We start from the raw sequence: 13,770 nt of genomic DNA on the forward strand, positions 1-13,770 counted from the left end.
AGTGTCCAACACCCCCGCCGCCGGCCGGGCGAGCCGTGACCAGCCACATAGGATCGGGCGACCTCGTACGCCGGAGATGAGGAGCGTCCCCGTGACCCTGCTGGAACGTCTGCACCTGGCCGGTATGCGCGAGGTCGTCGCTGTACGGCCGGTGACCGGCGGGCTCGCGGCTCTCGCGGGCATCGCCACCCGCCGGGATGCCCCGCCGGTGTTCGTCAAGGCGTTCGCCGACCCGCCGGCCGACGACGTCTTCATCGCCGAGGCCGAAGGGCTGGCCGCACTGCGCGACCTGGGCGGCGTGGCGACACCCGAGGTGATCCTGGCGGATCGGGACGTACTGGTGTTGTCGGTGTTGAGCGAGAGGCCACGCAGCGAGGCCTTCTGGGAGCAGTTCGCACACCTGCTCGCCCGCCTGCACCTGAGCACGACCCATCCCCGTTTCGGCTGGCACCGCGACAACTGGCTGGGCCGTCGCCGTCAGGTCAACACGTGGAACGACGACGGCTTCGCCTTCTTCGCCGAGCACCGGCTGCTGCGTTGGCTCGACGAGCCCCGCGTCGAGGCCGCGCTCGACGCGGAGGACCGGTCGGCGCTGGAACGGCTCTGCGACCGGCTGCCGGACCTGCTGCCGGAGCGTCCGGCGTGCCTGACGCACGGCGACCTGTGGACACAGAACGTGCTGGCCCTTACGGACGGAGAGCCTGCGCTGATCGACCCGGCCGTGTCGTACCTGTGGGCCGAGGTCGACCTCGCGCACGTGTGGTCCACCTCACCTCCGCCCGAGGCACGACGGATGTTCGACGTCTACGCGGAGCTGACCTCGCTCGACGCCGACTGGGAGGCCCGGATGCCGGTCATCCAGCTGCGACAACACCTCGCCGTGCTGGCCCAGTTCGACGACGACTGGGGCGCGGCCGACCAGATCCGCGCCGTCCTGGCCCCGTTCCGGACGCGATCCTGACCCGGAGGGCCGGCCGCCGAGCGCGGCGGATGGCCCGGCCAGGTGATCCGTTCCACGGCCGCCGAGACCCGCGAGCGGAGCGGGGCCGGGCCCTCGATTACGGTGACCCCCTGGAACGGGAGGTGGATCATGGCACCGGAGGTGTCGCCGCGAAGGGCCAGGGCTGTGCTGGTCACGCTCTCCCTCGCCGCGTTCGCGTTCATCACGACCGAGCTGCTGCCCGTCGGTCTGATGACCCGCATGGCACCCGATCTGGACCGGTCCCGCTCACAGGTGGGTCTGCTGGTCAGTGGGTACGCCGTGGTGGTGGTGCTGGCGTCCGTGCCGCTGACCCGACTGACTCAGCGCGTCCCCCGGCGGCACCTGCTCGGCGTCACGATGCTCCTGTTCGCCGTCGCGAACGCCGCCGCCGCGCTCGCGCCGACGTACGCCGTGCTGGCCGGCTCCCGCCTGGTCACCGCCCTCGCCCAGGCGCTGTTCTGGTCCGTCGCCACGGCGACCGTGATCGGGCCGTTCCCGGTCGCGGTGCGCGGTCGGGCGGTGGCGCTGTTCGCGACCGGAGCGACGCTCGCCCCGGTGCTCGGCGTACCCTTCGGCACCTGGATCGGGCAGCAAGCCGGCTGGCGCGCGGCGTTCGCGGTGCTGGCCGGGATCGGTGTGGCGATCGCCGCCGCGGTGCTGCTCCTTCTCCCCTCCTATCCCCCGGCCGCCGGCGGCGCCGCCCGGGGCAGCGCACCGGACGGGCGGCGCTTCGCCGTCCTGCTGATCGCCACCGCCCTCGGCATCGGCGGCTTCATGACCCTGCAGACCTACGTGACACCGTTCCTGCTCGACGTCAGCGGCTTCGCCGACGCGGTGCTGGCACCGTTGCTGTTCGTCTCCGGCGCGGCCGGCGTCGTCGGCACCCTGGTCGCGGCCCGGACCCTGGACACCCGACCGGTCGCTTCGCTGCTGACGCCGCTGGCCATCGGCACGGCCTCGCTGCTCGGGCTCTACGGGCTCGGCGAGCTCAAGCCGGGCGTGGTCGCGCTGCTCGCCGGGATCGGTCTCGCGTACGCGGCCTTCGGCTCCGCCGTGCAGAACCGGATGCTGCAACTGGCCCCGGGCAGCACCGACATCGCGTCGGCCGGGGTCAGCACCGCCTTCAACGCCGGCATCGCTGGCGGATCACTGCTCGGCGGTGCCCTCCTGCCCACCTCGGGGGCACTACCGCTGGCGCTCGCCGGCGGGCTGCTGACGCTGGCCGCCCTCACGTTGCTCGCCGCGGACGCGCGTCGCCACCACACCGCACCCGCCAGCCGCGGCTCCGACCTCAATGGACAGAATACCTAGAGCGCTGGCCGACCTGCGGTGGTCCCCGGCATCGCCCGGCGACGTTGTCGCGCGGGTGATCGGCGGGAGAGCAGGTATCCGGTCCCCGCTGCGGCGAGGCCGGCAAGCCCGGCCACCACGAAACCGCCCGCCGGCACGGTGAGGTCGATCGCCACGCCGACGAGCGGGGATCCGAGCGCGAAACCGGCGCTCTGCGCCGAGGACTGCAGACCCGTCACCTCGCCGCGCACACCGGGCGGCGCCAGGCGGCTCACCGCGTCGGCCACCGAGCCGAGGGTCGGCGCGGTGAGGAGGCCGCTTCCCACGACGGCCACGCACAGCCAGGGCCAGTCGTGGGCCAGTCCGGCGGGAATCGTCACGAGCCCGAGCAGGGCGAGCAGCAGCCAGGTGGGCAGCGGCCGGGTCAGCGCGCCGTAGACCAGCCCGCCGATGACCGACGACACGCCGAACACCACGACGACCACGGCGGCCCAGGACACCTGACCCGCCTCCCGCAGCGTGGCGACGATGGCGAGATCGATGCCGCTGAGCAGCGTCGTCGTCCCGAACGCCATCGTCAGCGCGGCGATCATCCTCGCGCTCAGCCACTGCCGCCGTGGGGGTCGTTCCGCGGCGGCGGCCTCCGCCTCGTCCCGGGCGTGCATCGGTGGGTTGAGCACGGCGATGCCGACGCCGCCGGCCAGGATCGCGGCGCCGACCCCCCAGGCCACCACGTCGGGGGACACCGTCGCCGCTCCCAGGATCACCACCGCCGGCCCCACGATGTACGACAGTTCGCCCTGCACGGCTTCCAGCGCGAACGCGGCCCGGCGCTGCTCCGACGTCGTCATCGCGGCGATCGCCTGCCTGCTCACGGCCTGGGCCGGCACCATCAGCAGGCCCGCCACGAAGCTGGCGACCAGCAGGAACCCGTACGGCAGGACCGGCACGCCCAGCCAGAACACGACCTGCGCGCCGGCGGTCACCAGTAGGACGGGACGCAGGCCCCGCGAATCGATCATGCGGCCGAGCAGCGGCCCACCCAGTGCCACTCCGCCGGTCAGCGCCGCCGCGACCCCACCCGCTGCCGCGTAGCTCAGCTCCAGGCCGAGGACGACGAAAAGGGTCAGCGCCATCACGTCGGCGGTTATCGCGGTACGGGCGAGCAGTGAGACGCCCAGCAGCGGTGCCATCCCTGGCACGGCGAGCACCTGCCGGTAACCGGTCACCCGTCTGACGCTAGCCCCGCCCACACGCCATAAGAAGACGTCATCTTGTTGAGGCTGGCATAATGAATCCTTATGGCAAGGGACCTGGAGACCGCGTTGCTGCGGTCGTTCGTCGCCGCCGTACGGGAAGGCAGCATCAGCCGTGCCGCGACCGCGCTCGGGCAGACCCAGCCCGGCCTCAGCCAACAGCTGCGCAAGCTGGAAACCGTCGTCGGTCGACCGCTGCTGCACCGGTCGTCGTCCGGTGTCTCACCGACCCGTGCGGGCGAAGAGATCCTGCCGTACGCCGAACGCATCCTCGCGCTCTCCGCACAGGCACTCGCCGAGACCGGCCGGGCGCTCACCGGCCACTGTGGCGTCGGGTTGCTCGAAGACCTCGCCGCGTCCCACCTTCCGCAGGCCCTCGCCGACCTCGCCCGGCTGCATCCCGGCGCGACGCTGGAGGTGCTCAGCTGCTCCAACGCCGCCATGCGGGAGGCGTACGACGCGGGACGCGTCCAACTCGTGCTCGACGCGGTACCGGACATTCCCGGACCGCCCCGCTGGACGGTGCGCGCCCCGCTGGTCTGGGCGACCGGGCAGGGTGTGGACGTGGCCGCCGACCCGCTGCCGGTGGTGCTCTTCTCCAACCCGTGCTCCTGGCGTACGTCAGTGCTGGACGCCCTGGAGCGTGCCGATCGGCGTTGGCGGGTGGCCTTCGAGAGCAACAGCCTGGTCGGGGTGCTCGCCGCGGTACGGGCCGGGCTGGGCGTGGCGGCGCTCATGCCCGCGAACCTCGAACCGGCCATGATCTGCCGGGACACCGATGCCCTGCCCGTCCTGCCGGACGTCGAGTTCGGTCTCGCCCGGCACCCCCGCACCGATGGTGATCCGCTGATCGACGCCGTGGAGACCGTGCTCCGTCGCCTCGTCTGAGCACGCGTCTGGGGGGTCACCCACTCGCCCCGCTGACGACCGCCATCATGATCAGGGTGCGTCGCCGACGCTGACTCGTCAGCGCGAAACAGGCGGTGAGCACCACCAGCTCCAGCTCGGCCCACTCACCGGTGACGTCGACGCGGATCGGCCCGCCGCGTCGACCGGGGAGGCGTACCGCGAGGCGGTGCCCGTCGCGTACCAGTTCACCGCCGCAGCGACCGGGCACCCAGTGGGCCACCCCGCCGGGCCCTGGCACGTGCGACCGGCGCGGGTCGAGCCGCACCGGCACGCCGTGCTCGCCCTGGGCGGTGAACCCGATGCGTCGGCGGTCGGTCGGTGCGACAGTCCAGCGGCCCGTGCCGGTGCGGATCTCGCCGCACCGCCAGGTCCAGCCGGTACGCAGCGAAGCGCGCGCCCCGGAGTCGAGGACGAAGGCCCCGCCCTGTTTGCGTACGGTCAGCGTGGTCATCGGCTCGCCCTGTCCGGGCGCGACCGGGGCAGGCCGAGGATGAGGATGACGCCGACGCTCACGTGCAGCAGCGCGAGGGTCGCCTTCGCTCCCCCGCCGACGCCACTCGGCGGCCCGAGCACGAGTGACAGCAGCAGGACGGCGACCGCGATCGAGGTCCACCAGACGCGGGAGCGGTTGGTGCGGCGTTCCAGCACCGCGAGCAGCGCCCAGCCGACCAGTGCCGCGACGGCGGTGGCCACGATGACCGCTGCCACCGTGATCTGTCGGGTCGAGTTCGCCGACCTGACCGCCAGGTCGACGCCGGCCGTCGAGCGCAGGAGCGCGAACTCGACCACCGCCACCACGATCGCGCCGGCCGTCACCGCGGCCCGTCCCAGGAGAAGGTTGTTCGTCATGGCCTGAGTCTGTGGACCGGGCCGGGCCGGACGCGTCGGTCCAGACGCCGCGGCGGGTACGTCCACTGGCGGCCCGGCGTACTACCAAAGGAGGTGGTCCTGCCTGCCGCGAGCCCAGTAGCGTGCGCCATGTGGATGCGGCGACGTGCGAGGTCAGGCCGCCGCGGACGTGGCGTTCCGTCCCGGTGGTCGTGACGACCGTGGCGATCGGCGTCCTCGTCGCGACCATGCTGTGGTCCGCCACCCGCTCCAGCTCCGCCGGCCTGGTCGGCCTCGACGTCGCGCTGGCGGTGGCCTCCCTGGCCCTCGTCCCCGTGGTCGTCCGCCGCCCGCAGGTCGGTGGCGTGCTGGCCGGCCTGCTCGTCGCGCTGTCTCCGGTGGCCACGCCGGTGGCCAGCTTCGCGGTGCTGTTCATCGCGCGCAACCGGCCGTTTCGGCAAGCGGCGGCGGTGGCGGCGGTCGGCGTGGCGGGCGAGGCGGTGCAGGCGCTCTGGCGGCCGGTGCCCAGCCTTCCGTACGGGTGGCGGCTGGTGCTGATGACGATCGCCTACGCGGCCCTGCTCGGCTGGGGCACCTGGGCGCAGGCCCGCAACGCCCTGCTGGCAGCGCTGCGCGACCGGGCCCGACGGGCCGAGCGGGAGCAGGAACGACGGGTCGACGAGGCGCGGGCGGCGGAGCGCAACCGGATCGCGCGGGAGATGCACGACGTGCTGGCCCACCGGCTGTCCCTGCTGGCGGCGGCCGCCGGCGCGATGGAGTACCGGCCGGACGCGCCGCCGGAGCGGCTCAGCGCCGCCGCCGGGGTGATCAGGGCCAGCGCACACCACGCCCTCGACGAGCTGCGCGAGGTCATCACCCTGCTGCGCAGCGACGACACCGAGTCGCCGACCGACGCGCCACCCGGGCAGACCCTCGCCGACCTGCCGCGCCTGGTCGACGAGGCGCGGGCGGCCGGGCAACAGATCGAGGTCGACGACCCGTTCGGCCCGCCGGTCGAGATCCCCCCGACTGTTGGCCGCACCGCGTACCGCATCGCGCAGGAGGCACTGACGAACGCCCGCAAACACGCCGCCGGTCAGCCGGTCCGGCTGGTGCTCGGCGGCGCGCCCGGCTCCGGGCTGAGCATCGCGGTGAGCAACCCGACCACGCCCGACAACGGTGCCGCCGGTAGCGCCGGTACCGGCCTGATCGGCCTCGCCGAGCGGGCTGCGCTCGCCGGCGGTCGGGTCGCCCACCACGTCGACGCCGGAGGTCGGTTCCACCTCACCGCGTGGCTGCCGTGGCCGAGGTGACGGCTCCGATCCGGGTCGTCATCGTCGACGACGATCCTCTCGTACGGGGAATGCTCACGCTGATGCTCGACGGCGCCGACGGGATCGTCGTGGTGGGCGAGGCCGCCGACGGCGCGACGGCGATCACGGCGGTGGATCGGCACCTGCCCGACGTGGTGCTGATGGACATCAGGATGCCCGGCGTCAACGGCATCACCGCCACCGAGCGCCTGCGCCGCCGCCACCGGCCACCCGAGATCATCGTGCTCACCACGTTCGACACCGACGAGCACGTGCTGCGGGCGCTCCGAGCCGGAGCGAGCGGCTTCCTGCTCAAGGACACCCCGCCCGAGCAGATCAGCCAGGCGGTTCGCTCGGTGGCGGCCGGCAACCCGATGCTGTCGCCGGGCGTGACGCGCCGCCTCATGCAGCGGGTCGCGTCGGGGGCCGAGTCCTACGAGCAGGCGCACGAGCGGTTGGCCCTGCTCACGCCCCGGGAACGCGACGTCGTGCTGGCCATCGCGCAGGGGCGCTCCAACGCCGAGATCGCCAGCGAGCTGCTGATGAGTGTGACGACCGTGAAGGCGCACGTCTCGCACATCCTGACCAAGCTGGACCTCGACAACCGCACCCAGATCGCCCTGCTCGCCCACGACGGTCGGCTCCTCTGACGGGGAGCCGGGGTCAGGCCAGCACCGCTGGCAGCACGAGCAATGCGAAACGGATCACCCGCCCGGAGAGGCAGGCGACGGCGAACTCCCAGCGTCGAAGGCCCGCGGTGCCGGCGGCGAGGCTGACGACGGCCAGCGGTGGAACTCCGACCGCGGCGGAGGCCAGCACGGTCGGCAGGGCCGTGCGGCGGCGGGAGAGCCAGCGTCGGATCGGCTCGGTCCACCGCGCGGCCCGAGTCGCCGCGCGACCTGACTTCGCCCGCTTCGCGATCTTCAGGGCCAGCCGCCCCGACCCACGACGCGCCGACTCGAACAGCAGCAGCTTGCCGGCGGTCTGCCCGAGTGCCAGGGCGAGCACGGCGACGAGAGCGTGGCCGCCCCGCTGCCCGGCGACCACGGCGTAGGCCTCGGCGTTGACGATCGGGACGAGCGCCGACGCGACACCGTAGCCGAGCGCCACCACGGCCTCGACGAGGCTGCTCATGCCCGGCCGTCCCGTTCGAGCAGCCGGACCACCGCGGCGACCGACCACAGCTTGACCGCCACGACGGCGACGGCCACGCCCAGCGCGAGCAGGTACTGCCCGAACGCGATGGCGCCGATGACGCCGGCGGTATTGGCGACCTTGGCCAGCGGCGACCAGTTCAACGCCCACACCCGCCGGTCGACCAGGTGGAAGTAGTTGGGACTGCGCACCGGCCAGCACAGGAACGCCAGCGACAGCATGGTGTCCAGCACCAGGAACGAGAGCAGGAAGACCACTGCCACGACCGCGATGTCCGGCACGAGGGACACCAGGCCGACGCAGAGTACGGCGGTGCACGCCCGGTCGCTCACGATGTCGAAGACGGCCCCCGCCCGGGTCTCCTGGCCGAGTCGGCGGGCAGCCCAGCCGTCGAGGACGTCACCGAGCCAGTAGATACCGTACGATACCGCCATCAATGCCACCGACCCGGAGACGAGGGCCACGATCCCGACGGTGACAGCGGCGACCGTGCGAACGGCGGTGATGTAGTTGGGAACCGTGCGAAGCGGGCCGACGGTCATGGCAGCGCGGGAGTCGACGAGAGTCACCTCCGCAGAGTCGTCCGGCGAGCGTTCTCGCGGAACGTTCCGCAGTGCCGTTCTGGTTCCGAGGGCGGTACCGAAGTGCCGGCCGATCCGGTACCCGGGTACTGGCCGGTCCTCCGGCCCGTCACGGAGACTGTGCTGGTGCTGACTGGAATCCGCGAACGGCTGCGCGACCCCGGGCGGGTGCGCCGGCTCGCGTACGCTGCGGCGGCTTTGATCATCGCGGCCGTGGTCACCACCGTCGAGGACGGCGTGTCCGTGCCGGCGGGCTGGGCGTGGCTGGTGCTGCCGGTCGGCCTCGGGGCCACCGCGCTGCGCCCCCGCTACCGCACCCTGGTCTTCGCGGTCTGCGCGGGTTTCGTGGCGATCGTGAGCACCGGAGAGTCGGTGCAGCTGGGCCTCGCGGCAGCCGGCCTGGTGTTCGTCTCGGTCTGCGAGGACCCGGCCCGACACCCATGGCTGGGGTGGGTGGTTGGCCTGATCGGCGCGGCCGGCGCCCTCACCATCGCGCTGCTCAACGAGCGAGGGGTGTACGAGCAGCCGCTCTTCTTCGTGACGGCCGGCTACCTCCTGGCCGTCCTGTTCCGATCGTGGTCACGTGGCTTCGTCCTGACTCAGGAGACAGGCGAGCTACGCGAGGAGGCGGCCTGGCGCGAGCAGCGTGCCAACCTGGCCCGCGAGCTGCATGACGTGGTCGGCCACCACGTCACCGCGATGGTGGTGCAGGCCGAGGCGGGCCAGCTCAGTGACGATCCGGGGGCGGCGTTGCGGGCGATCGCGGGTAGTGGCCGCACCGCACTGAGCGAGCTCGACACGCTCGTCGTGCACCTGCGCGATCCCACCGCATCGATAGCGGTGAGCGCGCCGCCGCGCCTGTCCGACATCGACGAGCTCCTCGCCCAGCCGCTGCGCCAACAGGGCGTGACGGTGCGGGTCGAGCTGGACCCCGACCCGGGCCTCGACGAGATCGGTGTGTTGACGGCCTACCGCATCGCCCAGGAGGCCCTCACCAACATCTCCCGGCACGCGAGAGCCACGGCGGCCTGGGTCGAGCTGATCCGGGTCGGCGACCATGTTCGCCTGCGGGTCAGCGACGACGGCATCGGCCCACCCCGCGCAGCCACGAAAGGCTCGGGTCTGCTCGGCATCTCCGAACGCGTCTCCGCGCGCGGCGGGAGCTGGGAGCTGAGCCAGCGCCCCGGCGGAGGCACAGTGGTGCAGGCCAATCTGCCGGTGGTGAACCCGTGATCCGCGTCGCGGTCGCCGACGACCAGGAACTGGTCCGGGACGGCTTCAGCCTGATCCTGCGATCTCAAGCCGACATCCAGGTCGCGGCCGAGGCGGCCGACGGCCGGCAGCTCCTCGACGCGGTGCGGCGCGACTCCCGCATCGACGTCGCCCTCGTCGACATCCGCATGCCGGTACTCGACGGCCTGCAAGCCACCCGCGAGCTGGCCAGAATCCCACACTCGCCGGCCGTCATCGTCGTCACCACCTTCGACGACGACGCCTACGTCCTGGACGCCATCGCCGCCGGCGCACGCGGATTCCTGCTCAAGCGGTCCAGCGCGCGCGACCTCATCGCCGCGGTGCGCACCGTCGCGGCCGGCGAGGCGGTCCTCTCCGCCGAGGTCACCGGCGCCGTACTCGACCGGGTCCGCGCCACCGGGCCGGCCACCCAGGTGGAGTTGGCGGCCTACCAGCTGACCGCTCGGGAGACCGACGTGCTCGCCCTGATCGGCGCCGGGCTCAACAACAACGAGATCGCCGAACGCCTCTACCTGTCCATGAGTACCGTGAAGACCCACGTGACAAACGTGCTGGCCAAGACCGGCAGCCGCGATCGTGTAGGAGCCGCCATCCTGGCGATCCAGGCCGGCCTCACACCGTGACTCAGGAGCCGGCGGGTGCCAGCCGGCTTCCCGGGCTGGCCTGCCAACCTCCGAAGAGCGTTCGCGCCACGAATGCGATGAAGAGGGCCGACGCGATGGTCAACACCACGGCCACCGGAGCGACGTGCTCCGCCTGCCACTCGACATCACCAGCGGTGATGGTCGCCTGATCGATGCCGACGATGTCGATCCCCGGCAGCAGCGACGCCGGGTACCACAACGGCGCGTAGGAATACGGCAGGCCGGCACCAGCGTCGAGCGTCCAGTAACCGGCCCCGTCGTAGATCAACGCACTGTCGACGACGACCGCCACGTCGCAGGCGACCAGGGCCGCGACGCACAGCAGCACGGTGGCGCTCCTGACGCGCCCTGACCTCGCCAGCCTGCTCGACAGGAATGCGCCCGTGCCGAGCAGCGCCGCCCACACGATGCCGGTGAGCGCCTCGATCGGCAGGTACTCGACACGCAGGCCGTGCGCGAACAGCACAAGGAGGAGCACCGTCAGGATCCACAGCGAACCGATCCGCACGGTCACCGACCAGATCGAACCCATGTCGCGAACCTACCGTGAACCGGCTCGGCTCATGGCCCCACAAACCCTGCCCGGCCACACCGCGGCCAGCCGTCGGGATCAGCCTTGGCGGCGTTACCCGAAGCGGTCACCGGCTGAGGGTCGTAGGGTTCCGGTATGGCACAACGACTCGTGAGCGTATGGCAACCGTTCTTCCTTGCTAGCGAGAGTCAGGGCGCGGCCATCGACGCCGCGACGGAGTTGGAGAGCCTCGGCTACTCCCGAATCTGGTTCTCCGGTGGGTTCGGCGAGAACGTCGCCCCCCGCTTCCGGGAGATCCTGGACGGGACCACGCGCATCGGGGTCGCGACCGGGATCCTCAGCATCTGGCACTCGTCGCCAGCCGAGGCGGCGGCGTTCGCCAAGGACGCGGAGCAGGCGCACCCCGGCCGGTTCCTGCTCGGTCTCGGCGCCAGCCACGCGGTGGTGGTGGAAAGTGGCGGCACCGACTATCGCAAGCCGTACTCACGAATGGTCGATTACCTCGACGGCCTCGACGCGGCCGGGCTTACGCCCGAGCGGCGCATCCTGGCGGCACTGGGCCCGCGGATGCTCGAACTCTCCCGCGACCGCTCGATCGGGGCGCACCCGTACTTCGTCCCTGTCGAGCACACCGCCGAAGCCCGGGCGGCGATCGGGCCCGACCGGCTGCTCGCTCCCGAGGTCGCCGTGGTCCTCGACGCGGACGCCACCACCGCGCGTGCCACCGCCCGCCAGTACACGAGCGGATACCTCGCGCTGCCGAACTACACCAACAACCTGCGGCGGTTCGGCTGGACCGACGAGGACTTCGCCGACGGCGGCAGTGACCGCCTCGTCGACGCCCTGATCCCGTGGGGCACCGTCGAAGAGGTGGTGGCCGGGTTGGAGAAGCACTACCAGGCCGGCGCGGACGAGGTGGCGATCCAGGTGCTCAACGGAGGCGACGACAAGGCGTTCCCCGCCGACGCGTTCCGCGCCCTCGGCGCGGCCCTGATCTGACCTCCGCAACCCCGGCGGCACGATCGGGGCATGCCTGTGGTGGAGGCGCCGCGACACCACTCAGGCTCACCCGACGAGGTCGAGGCCGGTCAGGTCGGCCGACAGCGCCCAGAGCCGGGCCGCTTCGCCGCTGTCGGTAGGGCTGCCATCGGTGGTGCGACAGTCCACGCAGTAGTCGCCGCCCTTCGCGTCGAGATGGGGTGACGTGGCGGCCCACACCTGGGTCGCCGCGCCCTGCTCGACCGTCTTGAACAGGCCGGGCGCGGGAGTACCCTCCGCGTCCATCCAGCCGGCGGCGACCATTTCCTCGACCGCGAGGTGTCGTTGCAGAGGGGTGAGGATCCAGCCGGGGTTCACAGAGAAGGCGCGGACGCCGTGCGTCGCGCCGAGCATGTCGAGGTGGCGGGCGAACAGGATGTTCGCGAGCTTGGACTGGGTGTACGCCTCCCACTTGTCGTAGCCGCGTGCGAACTGCACGTCGTCCCACCGGATCCGCCACGCCGGGTCGCGCCCGGAGGCCACCGAGACGACACGAGCCGCCCTGGCGGTGGTGAGTGCGGGCCACAGCAGGTTCACCAGCGCGTAGTGGCCTAGGTGGTTGATCGCGAAATGCGCCTCCCAGCCGGGCCCCACCCGCGTCTCGGGACAGGCCATGACTCCGGCATCCGCGATCAGGATGTCCAGAGCGGGGTGATCACGCAGGAACCGTTCGGCGAACGCGTGGACGGAAGCGAGGTCGGCCAGATCGAGCTGGTCGACCTCGACCCCGGCAACATCGGCGAGTGCCCGCCGCGCCGCGTCGGGCCGGCGAGCGGGGACGACGACCCGAGCCCCGGCCTGGGTGAGCGCGCGGGTCGTGGCGAGACCGAGGCCGGAGTAACCACCCGTGACGAGGGCGGTCCTGCCGGTGAGGTGGATTCCGGTGAGGACGTCAGCAGTAGTGCTGTGGGCACCGAACATGGTGGAGGTCATGCCGCGGACGCTAGGTGCTAGACCGAGGTCTAGGTCAATGGCTACGGTCGAGGCCATGGCGGACGGCGGCCTCAGCATCGGGCAGGTGGCCCAGCGCACCGGGTTGACTGTGCACACTCTGCGGCTCTACGAGCGTGCGGGCCTGTTGGCCAGCGACGTGCGCCGTGACGGGTCAGGCAGGCGCGTCTACAGCGCCTGGGACGTCGAGTGGCTGACGAACTGTGTGAAGTTCCGGGCCTCCGGGATGCCGCTCACGACGATCGGCCGCCTGGCCCAACTCGTCCGCGAGGGCAGCGGCAACGAGACCGAACGGCTCGAGCTGCTCCGCGAACACCAGCGCCACGTCACCGAGCAGCTCACCCAACTGCAGGACTGCCTCGACCTCATCGACGCCAAGGTGGCCGGCTACGAACGGCACCTCACCGCCGGCGCCTCAGGTGATCCGTGGCACGAGCAGCCCCATCCCGCGACGGGAGGATGAATGCGTGATCGGTGACCGGTGGGGCGTGACCCGGAACGAGACGACGCGGTCCTATCCCTGCGACGACTTCGTCGTCTCACCCGCTCTCCAGGCATGGCGGGGAGTGTCGGTATCGGCGCCCCCCGCAGCGGTGTGGCCGTGGGTGGCCCAAGTGAGGCTTGCCCCGTACTCGTATGACTGGCTCGACAACCTGGGCCGCCGCTCACCTCGCGAGTTGCAGGGCCTACCCGAGCCTCACGTCGGAGAGGCGTTCACCACTGCGGGTGGACGGAAGCTGGGGAGGATCGTCTCGGTCGACCCCGGCAGGCAGCTCACGAGCACCATCATGGGCGCCTTCATGTCCTACGTCCTGGTGCCCTGGGAGCGGAACACCACGCGTCTGCTCCTCAAAGTCGTCATGCAGACGCCCCGCTGGGCCGCACCCGGGCTGTCCGTCGGCGACCTGATCATGGCGCGGCGGCAGTTACTGAACCTGAAGCAACTCGCCGAGCGCAGCCGGCACCGGTGAACGCCGGACCAGATCAGGCCGTCGGTCGGGCGTCAGGTTGCGGTGTCTGGTCGGTGGGTAACACCT

Annotated in this window: 17 protein-coding genes; 10 read left to right on the top strand and 7 right to left on the bottom strand. The window is 71.9% G+C overall.

From position 1 onward, the window contains the following. Positions 1 to 91: 91 nt before the first annotated feature. Both ABZU43_RS14280 and ABZU43_RS14285 read left to right on the top strand, forming a co-directional pair. The gene (locus tag ABZU43_RS14280) at positions 92 to 961 is read left to right on the top strand and encodes a fructosamine kinase family protein (RefSeq protein WP_355006959.1); all 870 of its coding nucleotides are present in this window, start codon (positions 92 to 94) and stop codon (positions 959 to 961) included. A gap of 129 nt (positions 962 to 1,090) precedes the next feature. Continuing rightward, the gene (locus ABZU43_RS14285; RefSeq protein ID WP_355006960.1) at positions 1,091 to 2,293 is read left to right on the top strand and encodes an MFS transporter; all 1,203 of its coding nucleotides are present in this window, start codon (positions 1,091 to 1,093) and stop codon (positions 2,291 to 2,293) included. On the opposite strand, the gene ABZU43_RS14290 is transcribed toward ABZU43_RS14285, so the two are convergent. Continuing rightward, complete coding sequence (locus tag ABZU43_RS14290) at positions 2,290 to 3,501, bottom strand: MFS transporter (RefSeq protein WP_355006961.1); 1,212 nt, start codon at positions 3,499 to 3,501, stop codon at positions 2,290 to 2,292. The genes ABZU43_RS14285 and ABZU43_RS14290 overlap by 4 nt on opposite strands. A gap of 72 nt (positions 3,502 to 3,573) precedes the next feature. On the opposite strand from ABZU43_RS14290, the gene ABZU43_RS14295 reads away from it, so the two are divergent. After that, entirely contained in the window at positions 3,574 to 4,416 is an 843-nt protein-coding gene (locus ABZU43_RS14295) for a LysR family transcriptional regulator (protein ID WP_355006962.1), read from the top strand. Positions 4,417 to 4,432: 16 nt separating this feature from the next. Here ABZU43_RS14295 and ABZU43_RS14300 read toward each other — a convergent pair whose 3' ends face one another. Both ABZU43_RS14300 and ABZU43_RS14305 read right to left on the bottom strand, forming a co-directional pair. Beyond that, positions 4,433 to 4,888 (bottom strand): hypothetical protein, encoded by a 456-nt coding sequence (locus ABZU43_RS14300; protein ID WP_355006963.1) that lies wholly within the window; start codon positions 4,886 to 4,888, stop codon positions 4,433 to 4,435. Next, on the bottom strand, positions 4,885 to 5,286 hold the full coding sequence (locus ABZU43_RS14305) for a DUF6069 family protein (RefSeq protein WP_355006964.1): 402 nt from the start codon (positions 5,284 to 5,286) through the stop codon (positions 4,885 to 4,887). Before ABZU43_RS14305 ends, ABZU43_RS14300 begins: the two co-directional genes overlap by 4 nt. A gap of 191 nt (positions 5,287 to 5,477) precedes the next feature. On the opposite strand from ABZU43_RS14305, the gene ABZU43_RS14310 reads away from it, so the two are divergent. Then, entirely contained in the window at positions 5,478 to 6,578 is a 1,101-nt protein-coding gene (locus ABZU43_RS14310; protein ID WP_355006965.1) for a histidine kinase, read from the top strand. Next, complete coding sequence (locus tag ABZU43_RS14315) at positions 6,575 to 7,228, top strand: response regulator transcription factor (RefSeq protein ID WP_355006966.1); 654 nt, start codon at positions 6,575 to 6,577, stop codon at positions 7,226 to 7,228. The genes ABZU43_RS14310 and ABZU43_RS14315 overlap by 4 nt, the downstream gene beginning before the upstream one ends. 13 nt (positions 7,229 to 7,241) lie before the next feature. Here ABZU43_RS14315 and ABZU43_RS14320 read toward each other — a convergent pair whose 3' ends face one another. Both ABZU43_RS14320 and ABZU43_RS14325 read right to left on the bottom strand, forming a co-directional pair. Continuing rightward, positions 7,242 to 7,712, bottom strand: coding sequence for a hypothetical protein (locus ABZU43_RS14320; RefSeq protein ID WP_355006967.1), 471 nt, complete (start codon positions 7,710 to 7,712; stop codon positions 7,242 to 7,244). Next, positions 7,709 to 8,302: a CDP-alcohol phosphatidyltransferase family protein gene (locus ABZU43_RS14325; protein ID WP_355006968.1), complete on the bottom strand. Its 594-nt coding sequence runs from the start codon at positions 8,300 to 8,302 to the stop codon at positions 7,709 to 7,711. Before ABZU43_RS14325 ends, ABZU43_RS14320 begins: the two co-directional genes overlap by 4 nt. Before the next feature lie 138 nt (positions 8,303 to 8,440). On the opposite strand from ABZU43_RS14325, the gene ABZU43_RS14330 reads away from it, so the two are divergent. Together ABZU43_RS14330 and ABZU43_RS14335 are read left to right on the top strand one after the other, a co-directional pair. Beyond that, the gene (locus ABZU43_RS14330) at positions 8,441 to 9,547 is read left to right on the top strand and encodes a sensor histidine kinase (RefSeq protein ID WP_355006969.1); all 1,107 of its coding nucleotides are present in this window, start codon (positions 8,441 to 8,443) and stop codon (positions 9,545 to 9,547) included. Next, entirely contained in the window at positions 9,544 to 10,191 is a 648-nt protein-coding gene (locus tag ABZU43_RS14335; RefSeq protein WP_355006970.1) for a response regulator transcription factor, read from the top strand. The genes ABZU43_RS14330 and ABZU43_RS14335 overlap by 4 nt, the downstream gene beginning before the upstream one ends. A 1-nt stretch (position 10,192) precedes the next feature. Here the strand turns inward: ABZU43_RS14335 and ABZU43_RS14340 are convergent, their stop codons facing one another. After that, on the bottom strand, positions 10,193 to 10,726 hold the full coding sequence (locus tag ABZU43_RS14340; RefSeq protein ID WP_355006971.1) for a hypothetical protein: 534 nt from the start codon (positions 10,724 to 10,726) through the stop codon (positions 10,193 to 10,195). A 153-nt stretch (positions 10,727 to 10,879) separates the two neighbouring features. Here ABZU43_RS14340 and ABZU43_RS14345 point away from each other — a divergent pair, with 153 nt between their 5' ends. After that, positions 10,880 to 11,743, top strand: a complete 864-nt coding sequence (locus ABZU43_RS14345) for a TIGR03620 family F420-dependent LLM class oxidoreductase (protein WP_355006972.1) — start codon at positions 10,880 to 10,882, stop codon at positions 11,741 to 11,743. A gap of 66 nt (positions 11,744 to 11,809) precedes the next feature. On the opposite strand, the gene ABZU43_RS14350 is transcribed toward ABZU43_RS14345, so the two are convergent. Next, on the bottom strand, positions 11,810 to 12,715 hold the full coding sequence (locus ABZU43_RS14350) for an oxidoreductase (RefSeq protein WP_355006973.1): 906 nt from the start codon (positions 12,713 to 12,715) through the stop codon (positions 11,810 to 11,812). A 37-nt stretch (positions 12,716 to 12,752) separates the two neighbouring features. On the opposite strand from ABZU43_RS14350, the gene ABZU43_RS14355 reads away from it, so the two are divergent. Next, the gene (locus ABZU43_RS14355) at positions 12,753 to 13,196 is read left to right on the top strand and encodes a MerR family transcriptional regulator (RefSeq protein WP_355006974.1); all 444 of its coding nucleotides are present in this window, start codon (positions 12,753 to 12,755) and stop codon (positions 13,194 to 13,196) included. Positions 13,197 to 13,347: 151 nt separating this feature from the next. Next, the gene (locus ABZU43_RS14360; RefSeq protein ID WP_355006975.1) at positions 13,348 to 13,704 is read left to right on the top strand and encodes a hypothetical protein; all 357 of its coding nucleotides are present in this window, start codon (positions 13,348 to 13,350) and stop codon (positions 13,702 to 13,704) included. Positions 13,705 to 13,770 lie beyond the last annotated feature (66 nt).

It is taken from the genome of Micromonospora sp. NPDC005205 (genome assembly GCF_040608275.1).
In the GTDB taxonomy this organism is placed as follows: domain Bacteria; phylum Actinomycetota; class Actinomycetes; order Mycobacteriales; family Micromonosporaceae; genus Micromonospora.

Excerpts from the sequence above, each read along its gene's own strand:
- ABZU43_RS14285 (WP_355006960.1), top strand. The coding sequence starts at position 1,091 with ATGGCACCGGAGGTGTCGCCGCGAAGGGCCAGGGCTGTGCTGGTCACG.
- ABZU43_RS14295 (WP_355006962.1), top strand. The coding sequence starts at position 3,574 with ATGGCAAGGGACCTGGAGACCGCGTTGCTGCGGTCGTTCGTCGCCGCC.
- ABZU43_RS14300 (WP_355006963.1), bottom strand. The coding sequence starts at position 4,888 with ATGACCACGCTGACCGTACGCAAACAGGGCGGGGCCTTCGTCCTCGAC.
- ABZU43_RS14305 (WP_355006964.1), bottom strand. The coding sequence starts at position 5,286 with ATGACGAACAACCTTCTCCTGGGACGGGCCGCGGTGACGGCCGGCGCG.
- ABZU43_RS14320 (WP_355006967.1), bottom strand. The coding sequence starts at position 7,712 with ATGAGCAGCCTCGTCGAGGCCGTGGTGGCGCTCGGCTACGGTGTCGCG.
- ABZU43_RS14345 (WP_355006972.1), top strand. The coding sequence starts at position 10,880 with ATGGCACAACGACTCGTGAGCGTATGGCAACCGTTCTTCCTTGCTAGC.
- ABZU43_RS14350 (WP_355006973.1), bottom strand. The coding sequence starts at position 12,715 with ATGACCTCCACCATGTTCGGTGCCCACAGCACTACTGCTGACGTCCTC.
- ABZU43_RS14355 (WP_355006974.1), top strand. The coding sequence starts at position 12,753 with ATGGCTACGGTCGAGGCCATGGCGGACGGCGGCCTCAGCATCGGGCAG.